Raw genomic sequence first — 21,126 nt, 5'->3', positions numbered from 1 at the left:
AAAAGCAAAGGAACAATATGACTGAAAAACCACTATTCAACTTGGGAGAAGTGATGCCCGACGGCATCCTTAATACAGAGCACGTCCCAGACCTCAGCGGAAAGACAAAGGTCGTTGGCCATACGAGCAAGCACACCTTGGTTGGACCGACCAAGGTCACCCAAGCACACAAAGTTGTGTTCTTGCTGGCAAAATGCGGTGCCTCTCTCCATCGAGAGGAAGTCGCCCATCGAGCGGAAATACCGATTGCTTCAATCGGGTACGTCCTAGCGAAGTTGACGCAAGAGCGGGTGCTCATTTGCCCCGAGTGGGGGTACTATGCTCTGTCCAAGGATTTCCTTCGGCAGTTTCAATATGCTTTTGGAACGCCGAAGACTGAAACACTGTTCAAGATGCTGGAAGAGGGCGGCGTTGACGTAGCAAGGTTTGAATTCCCTCTTAACGAGAAATCCTCTGCTACCGCCAAACCCTCGATGTTGGGTGCCATTAAAACCTACGTTGAAGGCCAACGGGAACGGATCGTCGCAATCGGATTGGAAATCCAGCGATTGACCGAGGAAAAGACTGCTGTCGAAGGCGAGTTGGCGAGCATCGGACAAATGACCGCCTCGAAACCCGAAAACCCAGTGCAGGAGGCAGCATGAGCAGTCCAAATGTAATAGACCAGATTCGACAGTATCACGGCGTCGTGCTCAACGCATACAAGACCATTGCCGACACCGGGCGGCAGCAAATCGAGGCAGCGTACAAATGCGGCCAACTGCTGGTTAAGGAAAAGGCACACGTCAGATCGGGGCACTGGGGACGATTCTGCGAAAGCTGCGGCATCAGCGAGGACACGGCGGGGCGGTACATTAAACTATGCAAATCCGCAGACCTGCGGGATTTAATACAGAACTACAGCACCCTGAACTCGGCCTACCAAGGCGAGGGGATTACGTCCCCACAGCGGCAGCGAATCAGGGTAATCACACCTGCCCCGGCCACTACGAATACGGCAGTTAGTTCTCCGGTTGCAGAGGTTAGGAACGGCAGGCGTACCAAGCAAACGATTAAGGCCGATTCGGCACCCGTCACTGGCAGTGGGGCCGATGGCATTAACTTGAAGACGAAAGTTAAAGGCATTGGAACCCTTGGCGATCTATTGGGAATTGTGCCTCCTGCCATGCGTGCCGACATTGAATCCCAGTTGCGCCTGGCCGCCAACGGCGGCACGGCGCAAAAATCCGATGAGAGCACCATCCCCCCTGTTGAGAACTCCCGCACCAAAACCGACCCTCGGCTAATTGACCCCTCTGAACTTGGCGTGGACGAAATCGCCGGGGCGTTCCGACCAACGCTGCTGATAGATGCGCTGCTCCTGCAATTAAAGCGGTGCGGAGAGACGGAGAACCCTGCCGAGATCGACGCCTGCCTGTCATCGTTAAGACCCGTCATCAACTGGTACGAAGAATACGCAACCAAGGCAGAAGCACTTGTGGCGTGAAAGGAAACTAAAGATGAAGCGAAACATAATACTACAAGGTGACGCTCTCTCGGCTCTTCGGACCCTGCCTGACGAAAGCGTGGACATGTGCATGACCTCGCCACCTTACTGGGCGTTGAGGGATTACGGGACGGCCCCGCTGATATGGGATGGAGACCCGCAGTGCCAGCACGAGTGGAAGGGTACCCATGCCAAGATGCACTGTGGGCGTGGGGACTGCCAGAAAGGAGCGTTTTACTCCGATCAACAGACAATTCCTGACCGGCGCATTGAGTATGCGTTGTGCGCCAACTGTGGGGCGTGGAAGGGGTCATTGGGTTTGGAACCGACACCGGAGTTGTACATCAAACACCTTTGCGACATTTTCGATCAGGTAAAACGAGTTCTGGTCCCTTATGGGAGTTGTTGGGTCAATCTGGGAGATTGCTATGGCGGTCACTTCGGCGAACCCAATGGCCCGAAACTGTCTCAAGGTCGCAATGCAGAATATGCGGCGGCGGCTCGTGTGAAGGAGCGGTTGTCCGCAAAATCTCTCGTGCAGATTCCTGCTCGCTTCCAAATCGAGATGGGGAACCGTGGCTGGATACTCCGAAACGAAATTATCTGGCACAAACCCAATTGCATGCCGTCCTCGGCCAAGGACCGCTTCACCATTGATTTTGAGAAGGTCTTCTTTTTTACCAAGTCACGACGATATTACTTCAACACCCAGTACGAACCGCTGGCCGAGGCGAGTTGGACTAGGAAGGAATACGGCGTCAGAAGCAATCGCTATCAATATCGAACCCAAGGCGGTCTTTACTTGGAAAGAATGGACGGACGTTTCTACAATGCAGAAAGGGGAAGAATAAAACGCTCCGTGTGGCGAGTGCCGCCACGCCCATTTTCGGAGGCCCATTTCGCTACCTACCCGGAGGAACTATGTGAGACCCCGATTGATGCGGGTTGCCCCAAAGATGTTTGCACCGAATGTGGCAAGGCACGGGAGATCATCTGGGCGAAGACCCTCGGCATCCAACAGTCCGACAGGGTTGCGTACAAAGAAACCAAGAAGGCGGGAAAGATTCTCGCCGAAGTGAACACCGCCCCGAGAGCAGACCAAATAGAGAAGTTTCGAGAAGCGGGATTCACGGACTGCGGATGTAACGCTGGCTTCCGTCCCGGTGTAGTGCTCGATCCGTTTTTTGGGGCTGGCACCACAGGGCTTGTTGCTTTGAAGCAGGACAAGGATTTTGTCGGCATAGAACTGAACCCCGAATACGTCGAAATGGCGGTGCGTCGTCTCGACCCGTTCATGCCGGTGCTACTTGTGGAATGAGGCGATGGGTATGCGAATCTCAATCCACAAATTCACTGTGCACGAACGTTTGCGCCGCTCATCCGATATGTATTCACCGGCGAGGTTTGTTAATACCCATTTCGGGATCGCCCCTCGGGAAGTCGGCCTCGCCCAGTCCGTCTCAAAAACAGATTTCCGAGGGGCATCCCATTATTTGAAAGGGCGAGGATTATGACGTTTTCTGAGCGTCAGATACAAATGCGTGGCTGGTTAAAGGTGGACTACTTTGCCGTCACGAACTCTCTGCGGGAGATTCTTGCGGAACAAGCATTGTCATCGGAAGACCGGGCACGTTTGGCCTTCATTCAAAACGAGGTCTTGAATAGTGCCGAAGACAACCAATGGGCACGCATCTATCGAGATCGCTGGACGGGCAGGTGCGGTGCGAACTACAGGCGGTACATGGACATGCTCGAAGATTGGGGCCAACTCGGTTCGATTCGGAACTACAAAGCAACCCATGATGCTGAGGCGTTTCCTATGCCGTACTGGATTCCTCAGCGTGCCTTGAGCAGCGGTCTTTGTGCTTTGGGATGCCACCGCAAGCGTCTCCATCCTCCCGTTCCCAAGAACACCCCCACGGATGACGCCTCTCGCTACGCCCTTAATTGTCTGTCCGCTTTACAACTTGCCACGGACACTGATTTTTGGGTGCCCGATGACCCTATACGCCGCTATCTGGTCAAAGACCATTGCGAGCATATTTTCTTCAAAGACTTTAACCTCCGATACGGAAAGGACTCCAAGCGACTGTATCATCGTGCCGTGATGATGCCGTCCGAAGGACGTCGGAACTTGAGGCATCCGTTTTTCCCACTAATTGAGTACGACTTGAAAACCTGCCACCCCTATCTGCTTCAAACACTTTTTACCGATGACTCGGAATTGGTACGATACCAAGACCTACTCACCGCCGACATCTACACCGAAATCGGCAGGGCGACGGGTGGTTATTTGCGGGAGCAGGTCAAGACAGACTTTCTGCGGGTTGTGAACCCGAAAGAGAAGAACCAAACTTGGTTGGGGCAGCATTATCTTTTTCGCTTCTTCAAGGAGCGGTTCCCCGCCTTTACAGAGTCCGTGCTGTCCGTCCGCACTGACTTGGCACTTGCCATGCAGAATTTTGAAGCGGACTTGATGGTACAGCGTTTGGGGGCGGTATGCCAAGGTCATGGACTCTTTTGGGTGCCCCAGCATGATGGCTGGATTTCCACCGTGAACGATGGCCCAACAATTGAAAATTACGCACAGGAAATCGTTTCTGGTGCAGTGGGTTTTCCAGCCCGATTTACTCGTGAACTCCTGATGGCCAATGGTACATGAAGCATTCCTGAGATTGTCTCTATTATGTGTACGATAAGGCACCTTTTTATAACCACATCTGCAAACCTATGAATACGTCCGAAAACCTTGACCGTAGGGTCAAAGCAACTAACCAGCAGCTTACAGTGAAAGAGAACACGCCACCGAAATTCTTAGCCCCTTATCCCAAGGGTGGTCTAAAGGGCTTGATTAAGAAGATCCTTCGGATTCACGGTGCGACGTGGCGGGGAGACGTTGGACTTCCTGCGAACCGTGATGAAGCAATCAAGTCGTCTCTGTTCACTGAGCAGATTGTTTTTTATTCGAAGGGGGAATTCACAGGGGGCACGCCCCGCTATCCTGAACAGAGTGTCAAAAATGCATTGGTGGAGATGGCGAAGGACGACGTTGTCGGTAAAATCGAGTTGAACAACGCCGAAGATTTTGATCGGGATTGCGACAAGCCTCGGTTCAAATGGTATTTGAAGGAATAGACAGCTGATACGGGCATGCGTGAATAAGTACTTTTTCCTTATAAAAAGTGCGGTTCCGTATCAAACGACCCAGAGACCATCAACTAGGGGGCGTTATAAAAACTACCAGACACACCCAGACCCCCGGGTGTATCGGGCCTTGCCACCGATACAGCGTGGGGGTAGAACCGGCTCGATGGATCGAAAGGCATACACAACTCGATTGCTCTGGCCGCTTCTAATTCTGCTGACGGGTGCCACGGGGTTGGGAGCCATCACGAACGAGTGGATTGCTGCCGATTATTCACCCTCCCTGAACGGCAGATCGTGGCCACGCTTCCCAGTAGTCGCCTACGTGGAACGGGCCTCCAACGTCTGGGTTCACCCATCCGAACCGCAGCGGTTCCCCACCGTTACCGAAACGCACGACCCAGACTCCGATTTCACAACCGTCGTGATTAAGCTGTCAGATGGGAGGCGATTCAAGACCTACAACGATTTTGTCCTCGGGCCGTACCTTTCAGCCGTTTACAGCGGCGACCTCAACAATGACGGGCAGCTTGATTTCGTGGCGGTCAAACCCGGCTCTGGGTGCGGCCTCGCCGCCGAGTACTGCACGGGGGTCTTCGCATTCTCCGATGATAACGACTACCGCTTCACCCGAATCAGCACGATGGGACTGGGGCCGCATCACTTGGTAATCGATCCCAAGACGAACACGTTTCGGCTGATACACGCTGCATTCAGGCAGGGCGAGAGCACCGACGGGAGAACCCACAGCTATTGGGTGCATCGTTTTTATAAATGGGACAACCTTCGGTTTGAGCGGGATGAGAATCTGCCGCCGATTTGGATTCAGTACCTCAATCGGCCCAACCATGAACCCACGAACCTGCTGACGCCACGGCGCAAAGCAAAAGCGTGGGCGGGAGATTCCGATGCCGACGCCAAAATTGATTGGTAGGTGGTTCTACCTTCTGACCGGCAATCAGATGGTCGTCACAGGTTCGTCACCTTCTCCGCTTGCTTCTGCTGAAACGCATTATCGAGATGCCCGTAGGTCTTTGCGATAAGCTTGCCGCCATCTGCGTGCCCCAACCAGCCGACAAGAGTGAACCGGTCAACCCCCGCCATCACGCACTGGCTTGCAAAGTAATGCCGTAGGTAGTGCTCGCTCAGGTACACACCCGCCTGCTCCCGGGCCTTTTCCAATGTGCGGCGGAAATTGGTAATGCGTCCGCCTTGCAAGTTGGGGCGTGGCGAGGGAAACAGCCACTCGTTTTCTTGTTTCCGTCTGGCCTGCATGTCCTTCAAATGGGCCGCAAGTTTCGGATTGAAGTCCAGCCACCGCTCTTTCCCAAACTTGGTATTCCGATGGAAGTGGACCTGTCGCTTCTCGAAATTGATGTCTCCCCATTGAAGCGACAACGCTTCGGTCTCCCTCGCACCCGTGTACATCAGCAACCGCAGATAATCTGCAAACTGCTTCCCGCTCTTTGGACATTGGTCAATCGCCGCCGTGACGCACTTTTCAATTTCCTCAACGGGCGGAACCTGCTTCTTCTCAGCCTCATGCTTCAGCTTCTTGATGCCTTCGAACGGCAAGCGGACTATTTTCCGCTCCTCCTTTGCCATGCGGAGCATGGAACGAAGTGCGTACACCCGGACGTTTAGGGAGTGATTGGAAAGCGGGCGGCCCGTTCGCTCGCTGATTCTGTTGGCCTCTCGCCGCAGAAACTGGCGGATGCTTGCCTCGGAGATTTTGTCCAACCGCATGTCGGACCCGAAGTAACCCTCCCACGCATTCAGAAAGCTGGTCTCGTTATCCATCGTGTGCTTGTCCTTCTGTGCGTGCGTGAGGTAATACTTCTTGTACTCCCCAAAGGTCGGCACACCCGTTCGCCCTCGCAATTCCCCCCGCCTCTCTTTGGCTCGCATCTCCGCCAGAGCCTGTAACGCCTGCGGGATTGTCGTAACCGTTTTCTCCAGTGCCAGCTTCTGGGGGCGGCGTTTGCCCGTGGTAGGATTCGTAACCCGGAGCTGGGCGTAGAAAACCTCGCCCCGTTGCCACAAGCCACGAATACGCTTGCCTCGTTTGTCTTTGACCTTTTCAAACTCGACTTTCGGGTGGCCCATACTTAAGCTGTCGTTGTTGCTAGAAGTATGCCATACATCTCGACCAATTGTAGGCAAAAAAGTAGATTAAGATACAGAAGTCTATTTTGCTTCTACGTAAATTGTTGATTTTCAAGTGCGTCCGTAGCTCAATTGGATAGAGCTTCTGACTTCGGATCAGAAAGTTGCAGGTTCAAGTCCTGCCGGACGCGCCATATTTCTGCGAGTTTATTGAGGTTTTAGCGCAACGGAGGGGTTTCCTGAAGGGGTTCCGTTGGGCACTTTGTTGGCTTTTTTTCTTGCACGGTGCAGGGTGTTTCGATAGTCTCCGGGAGGTTGCAGTAGTTGTAGCAAAGACCCGGAACTCTCACAGGAAGAAATATCTTATGCACCTGGAAATGCGATTCGAAGCCAACGGAGACCCGCGGCCAATCTGGTACGGCCGGTTCATGGCCCATGGAAAACGGCATTGCGTGAATCTCGGGATCAAGCTGTTCGGGGTCCCTCCCGCCTCGCGCCGGCTGCGTGACCAGGGTGACGCCGAGTTCGAGCGGTCGCGCGGCATGGCCGAGGTGAAGCTGGCAGAGGTGGCGGAGGAGGCTCGCAGCGCCCGGGACTCGGCCAGGCTGGTGGAGCGGCTCTACGCGATCAAGACGGGCGCCAAGGTGCGCACGGTGAAGCTGGCGGAGCTGGAGTCGGAATGGGCGAGCCTGCCGCGCAAGCGGGAGGTCGCCGGGCGCTATGCTGCGGAGGGCCAGAAAATCCTGGGGCGGTTCGTGGAGTTCGTGCGGTCGAAGAACCGGAAGGCGGAGGAGTTGGCCTACGTGAGCCCGGACGTGGCGGCGGCATTCATGCGCGAGGAGAAGGAGCGCGGGGTGAGCGGGCGGACCTGGAACGCGACTTTGAAGCTGCTGCGGTCGGCGTTCCGGCGACTGCTGCCAAGCGGGGGGCCGAATCCGTTCGACCGGTTGGTGTCGCGGGAGGAGGCGACTGTGTTTCGGCAGCCTTTCTCGGCGGCAGAGTTGCACGCAATCCTGGAGGCGGCAAAGTCGGACGGTTTCATCGCGCCCATTATTATCACGGGGATGTGCACTGCCATGCGCCGAGGCGATTGTTGCATGCTGCAATGGAAGGACGTGGACCTGCGGGGTGGGTTCGTGACGGTGAAGACGGCCAAGACGGGCGGGACGGTGAGTATTCCGATCTTCGGGCTGTTGCGCGATGAACTGATGAAGCAGGCCGAGCGCAGAAAGCGGGATGGTGACGGCGCGGCGTTTGTGTTCCCGAAGCAGGCGGCAATGTATGGGGTGAATCCCGACGGCATCACGCGGCGGGTGAAGAGGGTCCTCTGGGCAGCGCTCGCGGGGGATGCAGAAGGAGGAATGAAGAATGCAGATCCGAAATTGCCGGAGTTGCCGGCGGCGGAGGTGCGGGAGCGAGGCGAGGCATATTTGGCGAAGTTGGGGGCCGGGGAGCGTCGCGAGCGAATGGCGCGGGTGTTTCGGCTCTACCTGGACGGCAAGAGCGTCGGGGCGGTGGCCAGCGGCGCGGGCGTGAGCAAGGGGTCGGTGTCGGAGTATCTGAACGAGATCGAGACGGCGGTAAAGTGCAAGCTGCTGCGGTGGCGAGCCGGGGGCGGAGTGGCCAAAGCGGTGAAGGAGGATGACTCGGTATTGCGCGTGGAGCGGACGCACGGGGTCAGGCGGGCCAGCGTGCGGGACTTTCACAGCCTGCGGGTGACGTGGGTCACGCTGGCGCTGACGGCCGGGGTGCCGCTGGAGCTGGTGCAGCGCGTGACCGGGCACAAGACTACCGATGTGGTGTTGAAGCACTACTTCCGACCCGGGCAAGAAGATTTCCGCCTGGCGCTGGAGGGCGCTATGCCGAAGCTGCTCACCGTTGGCAGTGAAAAGCTGAAATCGGAAAAACTGAAAGCTGAAATCGAGATTGGCGGCCAGCCGGTGGGGCGAACGGCTAAAGAGGAGATGCGGGAGCTGATCGCGACGGTCAGGCCGGTAGCGCTGCGGGAGCGAATGTTCAAGGTTTGGGCGAAGCTGTAGGGGCGGACTGCCACAGAAGGGCGCAAAGATCGCGAAGGGCGGGACTCGGACACGTCTGGCCGGTGGGACGGAATGGGACTGATGGGGCTGATGGAAGAAATGACAGCAGGAGCCTTGCGCGGTGGGCCGGCCCGCAGGTGGTTGATGATGGTTAGTTGAAGGTTGAGAGCGGGGGCGGGAGCACCTCGCCCAACCTTCTCCGTCCGCGCCGGAGCGGCCTTCAAGCGGAGCGGGTGCGCTGCCCGCGCTGAGGGCTAGAGGCTTGCCGGCATTCGCAGCGGGGACGCGGAGAACGCGGGGGGATTTCGGCAGGCGCACCAACGGCAGGCGGGAGGGATTTTTACTCTCAAGGCAACTGGTTGCCTCGCGGGTGGGGTGACAGGGCTTTGGTTATGCGTCCGGCCAAGAACCCCGGCGGGCGGGGCGGGTCCTTGGGGCAAGGCCACTTGCGGGGTGGTCAGTCTCCAATGGGGCGAGTGCCCAGTGTGCTCGCTCCTAAGCGGATCGAGCCAGCGGACCGGAAACACGCGCCTAGCTAGCGCTCGGTACCAGGAGTGCCGCCATAGCCCAAGGTTCGACGACAGCCGCATCCATCTCAAGTGTAATGGTTCAGGCACATACTTGATGCCGAGGCGGCAGGCGTCGGTGGCGAATGGCAGGAGAATCAGGACCTCTTTCGTGGCGTGCCCGGTCAGATCGCCAACGTTGCAGGGGCTCTTCACCTCAACCCAGCGGTTTGTAATTCTGGCTTCGACCTTGACCCATTCCCGGGCGACAGTGAGCACCCAGGCGGAGCGATTGCTGAGGCTCAGAGTCACGAACCATGGCTCCGTTCCGTCATCGTCCATCGTGCCGCTGGGTGCCATGCCGGCCAACCTCAGATCAACTGGGCAGCGCAAGGGCCAGCCTACGGTTATCAGCAACCCAACGAGGCCAACAGCGGCGGCCCCAACCGCAATGAGCTTACGCGAGCGCATAACGCACAGGCCAACGAGGGGACGCAGCCGTCGCTGACGTCGCCAAGTTTAGAAGCCATCACTTGTGTCTCTTGAACAGAAGGACGACCTCGATAGAATCAGGGGCTCTGGAGATCGCCGACATCGAAACGAACTTCCAGCCTTCCTGACCGAGGCGGGTGACCTGGGCTCCCACGTCGTTTGGATATGCTGTAGCCGATTTGTATTCCCAAACGGCAGGACCGGAACGCGACGTTGCGCAACCAGACGCAAGTATGGCCGCGCTGCATAGAACGACCAGCAGTGTCTTTTTCATAAGAGTGTCTTAAACCAGGGTCTTACAGTGTTGTTTTATCTTTCAAATGGCGACTGCAACGATAAGCGCAGCCAGAACGGATAAGAAGAACAGAAAACAGATTGTCCAGTAGCGGCGAAGGGAGTCGGCGCGCCGGGTCAAGGCGGCGTCACCCAACCCGAGGTACTGTCGTTTCCAGAGGTATCGCTGAAACGCCATGATACCGTCGCTGCTTTCGTCCAGGTGCTGCAACGCATTGGAGTGCTCAGTGGTGAGCCGGGAATAGAGCCTGTGCTGCAGAACCAGACCAACGGCGATGCCGGCAAGCAGGACAATAATCAAGATGACAAACAGAGGGTGCATAGAATTCAACGGCCAGGCTCGGCGACCGTTCCCGGCGATGGCTTCTGAGTCCACTCTGCCAGAATCGGCCTGATCTCGTCGAGGGTGAGGTCCTTGCGGTCGGCGATGCGGCTGTCTGGTCCGGTGTAGTCAACGCACAGCTTGCCAGGCGGTCGCCCTGTAAGCCTCTCGGTTTCGTAGCTGATGAGGATCCACTCATGGGCGGTGTGGCCGCTCTGGGTGAAGGTGTTCGGGCCGGGGTGAGTCTCCTGCTCCAGAATCCACTTGTAGCCAGTCGCCGTTTTGCGGAACCCGATGGTGCGATGAACGCCAGCGTTAAGCGCCGGGGTGTCGAAAACGTTGAGCATCGCGTCGTAGCCGGCAACCGGGCGATTAACCAAGAGTGCTACCGCATTGGTGGGGATGGGAGTGAAGCCGAGCGCGGCTCTGTCAACCGCTGCAATCGCCTGGAGCATCGGGGCAAGCCGTGGGTCAGAAAGGGAAAGCTTCGGTGTTCGGGCATCGCAGCCTGAGAGGAGTCCGACGGTGAAGCTGCCGAGGAGAATGAATAGCCGTGATTTATTCATAGTTGTTTCAGGTGCCCGAGGGTCATCGGACGGGGGTGTTTCGCGGGTCCGGCTGATTTAGCGGCGCTGGCCCTTTGCTGGCGATGAATGTCCCGCCGGAGTGGGGATAGGTGTAGAACGTGCGGGTCAATCGCGAGGTTTGGATGGCAGGCCGCCCCGCAACTGCCGCTGGCGTTGGGGGAGCGTGAGTCTGCTCGGTGGCGAGCCAGGCCCGCCGCTCCTGTTGGATGCCGTCATGATGCCCAAGGTAGTAACCAAGCCACAGTGCGAGCCCGACCACTGCAGCGGCTGCTGCGGTCTTCTTCATATTCAGGTGCCAACCAGTCATTTCACCCGCCGCTTGAAGTAGAAGACTCTTCCGTCACTCTGGCTGACCAGCACCCAGCCTTCTTTGCCGTAGCGGTTCAGAAACTGCTGCGTGCCCTCCGGGTAGCGTAATTCCAGGCCGCCTGGGCTCGCCACTTTATATTCCCACTTGCCGGCACGTGGGGTGGTGCAACAGCCGGCCAGCAACAGGGTGCTGGCCGCGAATATGACTGCCATACATTTTCTCATAATAGTTCATCCGAGGTTTAGCTGCCCGTCCATCGTTCCGCCTGAGCTCCGCGTCCACAAGCGGCTGCTAAGACAGAAGGCGCAACCCGCGCCGGCGCGAGGCGGCTGTTCAGCGAGGCCATTCGTCGCTCGTTGTAGTCTTGGGAGCGACACCCGCGGAGGCGCGCGTGTCACTGATTGTGGTTAGGCCAGGGAGTTTCGGGATAAAGGAAATCCTGGGGAAACCCTTGCGCCACTCGGTCAGGGTGAGCCGGTAACGGGTGTAAGGCCGCAGCTCGGGTTTGCCCGGGAGCGCCGGACGGTAGGTGTCCAACTGCGCGGAGGACGGCACTTGGATGCCGTCGAACTCGCGGGTTCCGGTAACGCGGAAGACGATGTTGGTAAAGCCGGCGTTAAACGGAGTCTCTCTTTTGGCATTCTGGAAAGGGGGCGCCGTTTTCGTCTCACCGCCATCGCGGCAGGTTACCTCAAGCGGCAGGAACGGGAATGCCTGCTGTAGTGTCCAGCGGGCGGGGATGGTGAAGGGTCGCGGGAAATAGTCATCGTTCTCGAAGAGGCCGAGGGTGAGCGGGGGCTGGATCAGCCCGTTGGTGACGCTCCGGAGGTAATGGCCGGAGGCGAGCATCAGCCAGATCGGGCCCATTTGGTGGGCAAAGAGGCTGTAAACCACTTGCTGGTGGCCGTATATCCACGCCGTGGCTACATTCGGCTTGCCGCGGAGGCGGGGGTCGTTCTGTAGATCTGCGGTGTTCATGTGGCTGAGGAAGTAAAGCGTGTGCCCGTCGAAGGCGGCCTCATGATAATGGATGGGGTCTGGTTTTGTGGGCGTGAGACGAAGGTCGTAACAGGAGTTGCTGACCGCGATAGTGAAAAACATCGTGTTGCTGCCCTGTGACTTGAAGCCGAACTCTTTCGCAGCAGCAGTGATCTCTGGGTCCTTGGCCCAGAGGTTCTCGAACTGTACAGTGCCCGAGCCCGTGAAAGTGATGGAGCCTGGTTTCTCGCCGGCCGGGGGTGGCGCCGGCGCTCGATGCGCCTTAATCAGGTTGCTGTCGAGCGCGATGGCGAGCTGTTCAAGTTTGGCGATTGGCACGTTTACACCTTCGACATCTACGAGGTAATTGTCTCTGCGGAAGGCGATGTTCTCATGCATTCCGTCCCTTTTATAGTAGCGTACTTCGTCGCCTACCTTCGGCAGCGGGTCCAGTGTGGTTTTGGTGGCGGGGTCTTTTCCCCAGTCGTCTCCTATGGATTGTGGGTCCTTGCATCGGTTCATCCACACAAGGACGCTCCGGGATTGATAGGTGTAGCGAAGCACCATGTAGGCGTCACGACCTCTCTTCCCGACGACATTGTGTGCTGCCTTGAGCCAGCCTTCACCCTCCGTGCAAATGGTGTTGGTGGGGTCCCGTTGATCCAGGAGGACCACGACGCTGGGAGATGTCCAGCCCTCCCCAAGTTGCGCCAGCGTGGGCGCGACGTGGTCAAGTGTAGCAGGGTGGGCATGTGCAAGCTGTATGCAAGCGGTGATTGCCGGCAGTGCGAGGGCGAAGATGTTCTTCATGGCTAACGGTTAGCTCACCGATGGCGGCCCCTCCACGACTCCCGAATTGCCCGACAGCGACGCGGGGCCGCCATTCAGGTGCAGCGCCGGGTTGGACGACATTCCTGACCTCCGCAGCCTCAATCTCATAGTCCTTGTCTGGCTCGGCTGCCTTCCGTCCGCTGGACCGCTTGACTGGGGTTGGGCGTCCATGAACTGCTGCATAACTCCTCACGCATGCCAGTCAACCATCCCCTTGAATACAACCATTTCCATATCCCTCCCGGTGAGATTTGCCGCGGCGTGAACCTCCCCACCGAGCGGCTGGCAAGCCGGGGAAGTCGCCCCGCATCAGAACGGACCCGAGTGTAGATCCGCACTTTACGGTAGTCTGCAGGTATGCCAAAACGCACCTCGCCTACCTCCCCTGGCCTGAGGGAAGCTCCTTTTCCTTCCCAGGACTTTCCCGCGTCGATGACGACCAAGCCAGTCCGATCCTCGTACTGCACGTAGGGGTTCCAACCGAGGGAGACGTCACGGATCGAGGTATTTGTGACGAAGGCTGTAAACAATGCATACTCCTGACTCGTGCCGCGAGAAACCAGAACCAGTGCTACTGTTCCTACCGGAGCCGGACGCTTCCAGAGAGCCAGAATGCACGCTAGGCTGATCAGTGCGGTCAGCAAGCAAATGGCGCACGTTCGATATTTGGGACTCATAGTAGCCAAGCGGTCGTCCAACGATGAGGATGAGCTGTGACGAGCAGCGCGCCACCGACGCCCGCTTGTGACACCGACATGCTCGCGCTGCTCGTCATCGGCTCAATCCGTTTGTTCGGTGGGCTACCTGGGGGCGTTGTTTTCCAGGTCCTCCACCAACTTCAGCATCTTGCGGATATTCGAGGAATAGTCGCGCAGAATGAGTTGGCCGCGACTGTCGATCGGCAGGACGGCGCCGGGCGTTTTGCAGAACGGCATGAGTACGGGGACGAGCTCGGAGGGCCGCAGTTTCTTCAACTGTACGGTCCGCATCATGAACGAGCCGGAATCGGGAAGCGACCGCCAGGGCAGAGAAATCTCGGGCGGCGATTCCGCGGTGGCTTGGGCCACCGGCACGGCTTTGACAGCGGTGTCCCCGGCGAGGACCATCGCAATGCCGTTCGCAGCCAAAACGGTATCCATTAGCTGTAAAGCCTCCACCCGGGTGAGGGGAGTCTGGTTGCGAAGGGAGATGGTGGGCGCCGGCAGAGTGGTGGGGCGAATCACCGTGCGTTTGGAGATCTCCTGGTAAATCGCCAGCACCTGAGTCAGCTCCGCATTCTGGAAATCCAGAGTACCAGCCAGGACTTCCGTTTGGGCCGCGCTACCACTGGGCAAATCAAAGCTCGAAAAGGTCTGCGGGTGAGAGCTACCCGAGTGCGTGATCGAATGCGTCGCGCAGCCCACTATTCCCAAGCAGAGCAGTGCGACGAGATAGACGGGTAGATCAGTCTTCGTTATGTGTGGCTTCATACAGATAGGATTAGAAGTCTTCGCTAATTATAAGGATGCGGCCACCTGTTGCGAACGCTGCACGTCAGCCACCCCGCGCCACTGGCACCGGATTTGAGACAGAAGGCTCATCGCGGGGTTGGCTGCAGGTGCCTTGTTGGGCGCGGCGCTCTTCATTTCTTAGGCCGCTGCAACAGGTAGGTCGTCCGCGGCATGGGTGTTGTGGACTCGTCTGTAGTGAAGCCGACAACGCGCCAGCCCTGCTCGCCCAGTTCGTTGAGCTGCGAATCGGACAAATTCACTGCCTTTCGGTACTCCCAACGGGTTACGTGGTGAGTAGTGCCACATCCGACCAGCAAAGCACTTGTGGCACCGACAAGGAACAGCAGGTAGAGTGTCTTTTTCATATGAGTGTATCGGGACTAACTACTATTGGTTAGCGGCCTCTACTTTGCGCTTTGTCGCTTCTCCAGGACTTCGATGCGCCGCCTCACGTTCTGAACCACTGGGGACGATTCTGTGTGTGTCAGTAGCAGTTCTTGAAGTTGCGCCCGCAGCTCTTTGAGGTTTTTCGCGTCCGGTGAATCTGACGGCTCGACCCGTGCCACATTGACTGTTTTGCAGGCGTGAATACCGGTGTACATCGCTGCCCCGTAGCCGACTGCCAGCCCGACGGAGAGGCCAATAACGAATCGTGCTCCTATTTTCATATTCTGTCTTCGATTGTTCGCAATTCCATAATCTATTTCCGGGTGAGATCGCCAGGCGCCTTCAGCTCCAACAAGCCAAGATCGAGGGCATGGTTGTCTTGCCCCGGGGAGACCTCGGGAACAACGATCTCCCTGGCGAGCAAGACGGTCGGTACTTCTTGACTGGGGCCAGCGGAATTCCTGGTCGTTCCGGCCATTTCAATTCTCAGGTCGTAGGCGCCGGGCGGGATGTCCGGGAGGGAGAATGACGCGTCTTCGCCACAAAAGCCCGAGTAGGTCCGTTCCGAGCGTTCCAGCTCTCGGCCTTGTTCCGATACCCAAAAGAGTCTCTCTGCCTCGGCGGCAGCTCTCCATGCCTGCAGGTAGGCGTCGGTGGTAGGGTAGTCACCGCGGGCTGGGCGGCTGCCGGGCGCACCGGGCAGCTTGAGCCGGAGCTGGAGCGTCACGGTTTGCCATTCCGAGGTTAGGGATGCGGGGGAAAATGAAAGCTTGCCGATAACCGGCCTGCCTGTTCCGCCGAGTTCGACACGGGTTGCCGTTCCGGCGGACACGGTGACAGGAAGTCCGTGCGTGTCGTAGATCCGGCCTCCCTGGCTGCCCGGCCTAACCAGGAGGTGGGTGATCTTGTGCTCACCGGGCGGCACTTTCTCGAAGGCAAAAGTTCCCTGGGCGTCGGTCGTGGCCTCCAGGCGCAGGCCCAACGGCGGGTAGCGCCGGCCGTTGTCGCCGTAGCGGTACAGGGTGTTGCCGAGGCAAATGGTTTCGTTCGTCCCTGGGCGACCGGCGACGGTCAGCTTGCCCTCGACTCGTCCCCACGGCGGAAGCACGATGGTTCCGGCGAAGTCCTTCAGCGGGACTTCAGCATACCCCTGGTCGTGGATGGCAATCAGGCCCCGTGCCTGCAAGTGCGGCACGAAGGAGAACCTGCCGGTGGCGTCGGTCTGCACGCGCGTGGTGGAGGTGGTGTCTTTCCGAAACTCGCCTGGTTTTGCCATCCAAACGCGGTCGGTGGCCTCGTACAGGAATACGGTGGCATTGGTGGCGGTCTCGCCGCCGGGCAGGACCACGATTCCGGCGGGCCCGGAGCCTTTGCTCATTTTCAGATCCAGGCTTTGGTTCCCGGCCTTCAACAGCAGGTTGGTGGAGGCAATTGGCAGGTATCTGTCTTTCTGGATCTGCACCTGGTAAGCCTCGAAAAAGAAGGGTGGGCGGAGCGAGAAGCTGAATTGCCCGTTCTTGCCGTCGGCCACGAATCGGACGATGGGCTCCGATAGCGAGACACGAATTTCGCCGAGAAGCACTTTGAACTCGTCCAGGGGCAGGCCCGTCTGGTCGTCGGTGACACTGCCAGTGATGCGAACGACCGCAGGCGCCGCGTTGGTTTCTGTCCGGGTCAATCTTATCTCGTGGTCGGAGCCGTCCGCGTTCAACAGGCCGGCGGGCGGCGACGTGAAGCCGTCGGCATCGAACCAGTAGTGCAGCGGCTCGGCGGGAGCTGAGTCCCACTCGAACCTGCCCTCGCTGTCCGTCCTGGCGGACCACTCTATTTTTCGCAATTCCGCGCTAGTCCAACATGTCTGGGCGAGAGCGTTCGGAACGGGTGTTCCCCGGTCATCAACGACGTGTCCCTTGAGCACGCGCCCGGGCTGCAGCACGAAGTTCAGTTCCGTCGGGCTCGCCGACAGCTTGGTTTCCAGAACTGCGGGGGCCAGGCCGTCGGCCTGAACCGCCAGCATGATGTCGCCCGCGGGGAGGTTCCTGAATTCGAATCTGCCGGAGGTGTCCGTCGTGGAAGACAGCGCTCGGTCTTGACGGTCGTGTAATTCGCGAACGGCTGCCCCCGCAACGGGCCGTCCGGCGGTATCGGCGACGAGGCCGGTGACGGTAAGGCCGCGCCGAATCTGCAACACCAGGGGTTTGGCCTGCGAGTTGGTAACCGGTATGTCGGTGGGGGTTGCCACAAACTGGGGGTGTTCCAGAAGCGCATGGATGGTTTCGCGGCTCTGCGGGATCATACTGCACGACCAGCGCCCATCGGCGTCGGTCCTCAGCACGGTGTCGGGGCCGAATTGAATATTCTCTTTCTGAGCCGTGTCAATTCCCGGCCCAATGAATGTGATGGTAGCTTGTGGAACCGGCTGCTGAGACTCGTCCACAACAACGCCGCTGACAGTGGACCCAGCCTCCAGCTTCATGGCGTATTCTTTGGGGAATCCATCAGAATTCCACGAGACCACTTTGGGGACGTGGCGGTCAGCCGTAACGAACAGGTTTACGCTGGTGTAAGGCTCCTGCGGGATTTCGATAGTGGCTTGGCCTTGAGCGTCGGTGTTGAGCTTGGCTGTCTTGGACTTGCCGCGCTGCGCGAAATAGACTAGGCGCAGTTTTGCCGCCGGGATGGGAGCGCCCGTTTCGGCGTCCAGGAGGTCAAACCGCATTTGGTTTTCTGCCAGGGCTGGGACTTTGACCGGTGCTGGCGCTGGAGGAGGCGGTTGCTCGGAGCCAGTCGGGTCCGTGCCGGGCTCGACGGGGGGTGAGGCCACCTGCGCTGGTTGCTGGGGTGCGTTTTGCGAAGGCGTTCTGTGGTAGATGGCCACCGTGAGCATGATCACCAGCGCCACTCCTGGTATAGACAGAATGCGCCAGTTTGCCCGGGCCGCGTGAAGCAGGACGTAGAGCAGGCCGGCGCCGCTGCCCGCCGCGCTCAGGGAGGCGGTGGCGATGGCCGACGCGAGGCCCGCGGGGGCGGCGGTGACGGCTTCGGCAGTGAGGGTGGTGCCCAGGGCGGCCGCAGAGAGCGTGACGCCGCGGCGGCCCAGGACGAGGCGCAGCTTTTCCAGGGCGCGGGCCACGCGCTTGCGGGCGGCGTCCTCACTGGTGCGCAGCGCGTCGCCCACGGAGCGGAAGTCCTGGCGCTCGAAGAATCGGAGGAGGATCGCGTTGCGGTCCTCGGCATCCAGTTGGCCGATGGCTTCGTCGAGCACCGGGGCGATTTGGGCCAGGTTGCCCTGGTTGTGGTCTTCGAGGGCGTTCATTTCCGCGGCCTGCCTTTCCCGCGATCGACGACGGCGTTCGCTGCGCATGAACTTGCCCGCCGCGAAGCGGGTCTGAAGGTGAAGCCAGCCACCCAGCATCACGTTCTCCGGCAGCGTGCGCGCCTGGTTTGCCAGGGCCACGAATACGGTCTGGGCAACGTCTTTCGCTGATTCGGCATCCCCGTCCACCAGCCGGTAGGCGGTCGAATAAACCAGGTCGATGTAGCGGCTGACGAGCTCCCGGAACGCGGATTCCGAGCCGGTCCGTGCATACTGTGAAAGCAGTGTGCGGCTATCCGTCACCATGTGTTTGCAACTATAGACCCGCAGAAGGCCGAAACCGGACAAAAATCTTTGGGGGACGTACGGGCGGGTGGAGGCGGGGAAGGATGAAGGATGAAAGGGGATGGGTGATGCGTGATGCGTGAAAGGGGAGTGAATGGGACGGCTGGGCCGAAATGGGACGAATGGCCGATGGCCGATGGCAAATGGCACAGGAGGAACCGCTAAGGGACGCTGACTGACGCTAATGATGGGGTGCCAGAGGGGGCGGGCTGGCCGATGGGCACCACTTTGCCGCCAATCCACAAGGCTTGTGGCCCCGGCCCTGTGGGGGGCGTGACAGCCGCCAGCACAGCCCAAGGAAGCCTAGCAGGACAAGCCCAACCAGCAGGTTCCTGCGATGATGTTTCACTGGCGCTCTGCTTGAAAACCCTGGGGAGGCTGGCACCTAATTCTCTGGCCGCAGCGGGCCTGCCTCCAAGAGGAAACAGGCCGGCCTGCCACCCCTGTTGCCGGCGGCCAGCCGATAGTCGCTGACGTAGGTCAAGCCTGGCAACTTCCGTTCCAAGGGCTCATCGGCCGAGAGCCGCCTCACGCTGGTGACCACGGCGACGTCGGTCGTAATGGCTATTGGTGCTCCGTCTCGTGATAGCTTCGTACCATAGCGAGTTAGCGTAATCCTGGAAGGCAGCGTCAGGCCGCTAATGTTGGTGGTGCCCTCTACCACGTAACGTGCCTCCATTGCCAGCGGCTGGGGCACGTAGGGAGTCTCAATGCGGGCTACGGTGCCATCGAGGAGAAACTCCTTGCCCAGCCAACTATACACGGCGCTCGAAACCAGCCCGGGCGGCTCGTGGAACGTCTTCCAGGTGGCGTGCCTGAAGCAGGCAGTACGGTTATGGCTGTCGTCCCATACTTGCAGCAGCATCTGGTTGGTTGCATCACGCTCCACGCTGGGCGGGCTGAAGGCGAACCAGAGGAAGGCGGCGTAGGACGGCTCCGCCGGGGGATATTTACCTCGCAGCACCGTTGCGATCGCCACGTTGGGCACGGTTTCCTGGGCCGCTTGGCCTGACGGTGGTTTAAGTCCGGGCAGGAGTTCAGGTGCAGAGTGCGAAGGGTTGGTGAAGTAGACGTCGTCCTTCTTTGAGTTCTTCAGCTCAGTTCGGAGGTGCTGAAACGGCGATTCGGAGGGTCGCCACGCCGCTGCGAAACCGGTCAAGAACCAGATGCAGTTGTTCGTATCGTTGAATCCCGCCAGGAAGGCGATGCCATTCTTGCATTCAATGACGGGTTCCGTGTAGACACTCCACGTTCTGCCAATCTTCACGTCGAACATAATGACCCTCTTGACGCGAGGCACGGTCCCAGAGTCGAGTGCCGTATAGGTGAGATACCCGATTGCCTCGTAAGCCTCTGTAGCGAGTAACGTGGTGTTTCCGGCGCCAAAGAAGAAGGCGGCGGCGGCCGAGATGATGCGGTGTGTCTTCATGTTATCCGTCCCGATTCGTTTGCAACTATAGACCCGCAGAAAGGCAAAACCGGACAAAAATCTTTGCGGAACTTCTTGTGGCGCGCAAGGGGACAGGCCGAGGCAGCCGCGGACACATGAAGGGTATAGCCGGTCTGGTCAGGATACGCGGCGTGGTGCTCTATACCGGCACGGAGATTATTCCCTTTGCCGGCAGTCTTCATGGCCTGGCTCTGGTCCTGCTTTGGACCGGGCGCAGCCGCGGGTAGTCGCTGTCTTCGCGGGACTGGGCGCCTGGGCGGAGAGGATTGGTGACTAGGCTGGGACCAGGTCGAGCTGGGCGGGGCGGGCGGCGGGGGCGGGGGCGTCGGGCATGTCGTTCCAGAAGCGGCCTTCGAGCTTGCGGCCGTTGCGCTTTTTGAAGACGCCGCCCCACTGTTTGAAGTGGAAGGCGACGCCGGCTTTCAGGCACTGATCGCGAATGTCCGTGACCCACTCAGGCAGCATCGGGCGTGCGCCCGGGCCGGACTCGCCGCCGACGATGACCCAGTTGATGCCGCGGAGCTTTAGCCGCGGCATCGGTGCGAGCAGGGGCTCCAGGGAGAGGAATTTGATGTGGGCGCCGGTTTGGCGCAGGAGGTCAATCCGGTGGGCGTAGGCGGGATGCTCGACGGTGACGCCCTGCCAGATATGAGGCCCCCAGGGGAGCTTGTCGCGCAGCTCGGCCAGGCGCTCGGCGCGTTTGGTGAGGATCTGATAGCGGTGCCAATTCGCCTGGTGCATCACGTCGAAGACCTTCCTGATAAAGGTGAGTGGCACGTCGCGGTGGAAGAGGTCGCTCATCGAATTGACAAAGATGGCGCGGGACTGCTTCCAGCGGAGGGGGAGTTCGAGGGCGTCTTCGTGCAGGGCGACTTTGAAGCCGTTGCGGTAGTGAGGATGGCCAGTGGCCTGCAGGCGGCGGGCCATGCGCTCGGCGTAGCAATGGCGGCAGCCGATGCTGATCTTGGAGCACCCGGTGACCGGGTTCCAAGTGGCTTCGGTCCACTCGATTGACGATTGCAGGGCCATAGGTCGGGCGGACT

Annotated in this window: 21 protein-coding genes and 1 tRNA gene; 9 read left to right on the top strand and 13 right to left on the bottom strand. The window is 59.0% G+C overall.

What is annotated here, in order from left to right:
- The first annotated feature begins 17 nt into the window (after positions 1-17).
- From P5205_18090 to P5205_18065, 6 genes are all read left to right on the top strand, one after another.
- Complete coding sequence (locus tag P5205_18090; GenBank protein ID HSA12274.1) at positions 18-644, top strand: hypothetical protein; 627 nt, start codon at positions 18-20, stop codon at positions 642-644.
- Positions 641-1,486, top strand: coding sequence for a hypothetical protein (locus tag P5205_18085; protein HSA12273.1), 846 nt, complete (start codon positions 641-643; stop codon positions 1,484-1,486). Before P5205_18090 ends, P5205_18085 begins: the two co-directional genes overlap by 4 nt.
- Positions 1,487-1,577: 91 nt before the next feature.
- Positions 1,578-2,804, top strand: a complete 1,227-nt coding sequence (locus P5205_18080) for a site-specific DNA-methyltransferase (protein HSA12272.1) — start codon at positions 1,578-1,580, stop codon at positions 2,802-2,804.
- Positions 2,805-2,996: 192 nt separating this feature from the next.
- Complete coding sequence (locus P5205_18075; GenBank protein HSA12271.1) at positions 2,997-4,148, top strand: hypothetical protein; 1,152 nt, start codon at positions 2,997-2,999, stop codon at positions 4,146-4,148.
- A gap of 68 nt (positions 4,149-4,216) precedes the next feature.
- The gene (locus P5205_18070) at positions 4,217-4,621 is read left to right on the top strand and encodes a hypothetical protein (protein ID HSA12270.1); all 405 of its coding nucleotides are present in this window, start codon (positions 4,217-4,219) and stop codon (positions 4,619-4,621) included.
- A gap of 175 nt (positions 4,622-4,796) precedes the next feature.
- Complete coding sequence (locus P5205_18065; GenBank protein ID HSA12269.1) at positions 4,797-5,564, top strand: hypothetical protein; 768 nt, start codon at positions 4,797-4,799, stop codon at positions 5,562-5,564.
- A 35-nt stretch (positions 5,565-5,599) separates the two neighbouring features.
- Here P5205_18065 and P5205_18060 read toward each other — a convergent pair whose 3' ends face one another.
- Positions 5,600-6,736, bottom strand: coding sequence for a site-specific integrase (locus P5205_18060; GenBank protein ID HSA12268.1), 1,137 nt, complete (start codon positions 6,734-6,736; stop codon positions 5,600-5,602).
- 117 nt (positions 6,737-6,853) lie between these two features.
- Here P5205_18060 and P5205_18055 point away from each other — a divergent pair.
- Positions 6,854-6,930, top strand: a tRNA-Arg gene (locus tag P5205_18055).
- 171 nt (positions 6,931-7,101) lie between these two features.
- Entirely contained in the window at positions 7,102-8,775 is a 1,674-nt protein-coding gene (locus P5205_18050) for a hypothetical protein (protein HSA12267.1), read from the top strand.
- Between the two features lie 1,035 nt (positions 8,776-9,810).
- Here the strand turns inward: P5205_18050 and P5205_18045 are convergent.
- From P5205_18045 to P5205_17995, 11 genes are all read right to left on the bottom strand, one after another.
- A complete protein-coding gene (locus P5205_18045) occupies positions 9,811-10,047 on the bottom strand; it encodes a hypothetical protein (protein ID HSA12266.1) in 237 nt (78 codons plus the stop codon).
- Positions 10,048-10,089: 42 nt separating this feature from the next.
- Positions 10,090-10,389: a hypothetical protein gene (locus P5205_18040; protein ID HSA12265.1), complete on the bottom strand. Its 300-nt coding sequence runs from the start codon at positions 10,387-10,389 to the stop codon at positions 10,090-10,092.
- Between the two features lie 5 nt (positions 10,390-10,394).
- Entirely contained in the window at positions 10,395-10,955 is a 561-nt protein-coding gene (locus tag P5205_18035; protein ID HSA12264.1) for a hypothetical protein, read from the bottom strand.
- A gap of 22 nt (positions 10,956-10,977) precedes the next feature.
- Positions 10,978-11,262 (bottom strand): hypothetical protein, encoded by a 285-nt coding sequence (locus tag P5205_18030; protein ID HSA12263.1) that lies wholly within the window; start codon positions 11,260-11,262, stop codon positions 10,978-10,980.
- A gap of 17 nt (positions 11,263-11,279) precedes the next feature.
- Complete coding sequence (locus P5205_18025; GenBank protein ID HSA12262.1) at positions 11,280-11,498, bottom strand: DUF4177 domain-containing protein; 219 nt, start codon at positions 11,496-11,498, stop codon at positions 11,280-11,282.
- A gap of 121 nt (positions 11,499-11,619) precedes the next feature.
- Positions 11,620-13,074: a hypothetical protein gene (locus P5205_18020; protein HSA12261.1), complete on the bottom strand. Its 1,455-nt coding sequence runs from the start codon at positions 13,072-13,074 to the stop codon at positions 11,620-11,622.
- Positions 13,075-13,895: 821 nt separating this feature from the next.
- Positions 13,896-14,564, bottom strand: coding sequence for a hypothetical protein (locus P5205_18015; protein HSA12260.1), 669 nt, complete (start codon positions 14,562-14,564; stop codon positions 13,896-13,898).
- 152 nt (positions 14,565-14,716) lie between these two features.
- On the bottom strand, positions 14,717-14,950 hold the full coding sequence (locus P5205_18010) for a hypothetical protein (GenBank protein ID HSA12259.1): 234 nt from the start codon (positions 14,948-14,950) through the stop codon (positions 14,717-14,719).
- A gap of 39 nt (positions 14,951-14,989) precedes the next feature.
- Positions 14,990-15,253 (bottom strand): hypothetical protein, encoded by a 264-nt coding sequence (locus tag P5205_18005; protein HSA12258.1) that lies wholly within the window; start codon positions 15,251-15,253, stop codon positions 14,990-14,992.
- Positions 15,254-15,285: 32 nt separating this feature from the next.
- Entirely contained in the window at positions 15,286-18,594 is a 3,309-nt protein-coding gene (locus tag P5205_18000) for a sigma-70 family RNA polymerase sigma factor (protein HSA12257.1), read from the bottom strand.
- A 424-nt stretch (positions 18,595-19,018) separates the two neighbouring features.
- On the bottom strand, positions 19,019-20,062 hold the full coding sequence (locus tag P5205_17995; GenBank protein ID HSA12256.1) for a hypothetical protein: 1,044 nt from the start codon (positions 20,060-20,062) through the stop codon (positions 19,019-19,021).
- Between the two features lie 116 nt (positions 20,063-20,178).
- Here P5205_17995 and P5205_17990 point away from each other — a divergent pair, with 116 nt between their 5' ends.
- Positions 20,179-20,310: a hypothetical protein gene (locus P5205_17990; GenBank protein HSA12255.1), complete on the top strand. Its 132-nt coding sequence runs from the start codon at positions 20,179-20,181 to the stop codon at positions 20,308-20,310.
- Positions 20,311-20,356: 46 nt separating this feature from the next.
- Here the strand turns inward: P5205_17990 and P5205_17985 are convergent, their stop codons facing one another.
- Positions 20,357-21,112, bottom strand: coding sequence for a phage Gp37/Gp68 family protein (locus tag P5205_17985; GenBank protein ID HSA12254.1), 756 nt, complete (start codon positions 21,110-21,112; stop codon positions 20,357-20,359).
- Positions 21,113-21,126: the final 14 nt, after the last annotated feature.

The sequence above is a fragment of the Candidatus Paceibacterota bacterium genome (genome assembly GCA_035452965.1).
Classification (GTDB): domain Bacteria; phylum Verrucomicrobiota; class Verrucomicrobiia; order Limisphaerales; family UBA8199; genus UBA8199.
The sequence above is the reverse complement of the archived record's forward strand: the minus strand, read 5'-3'. Positions and strand labels throughout refer to the sequence as shown.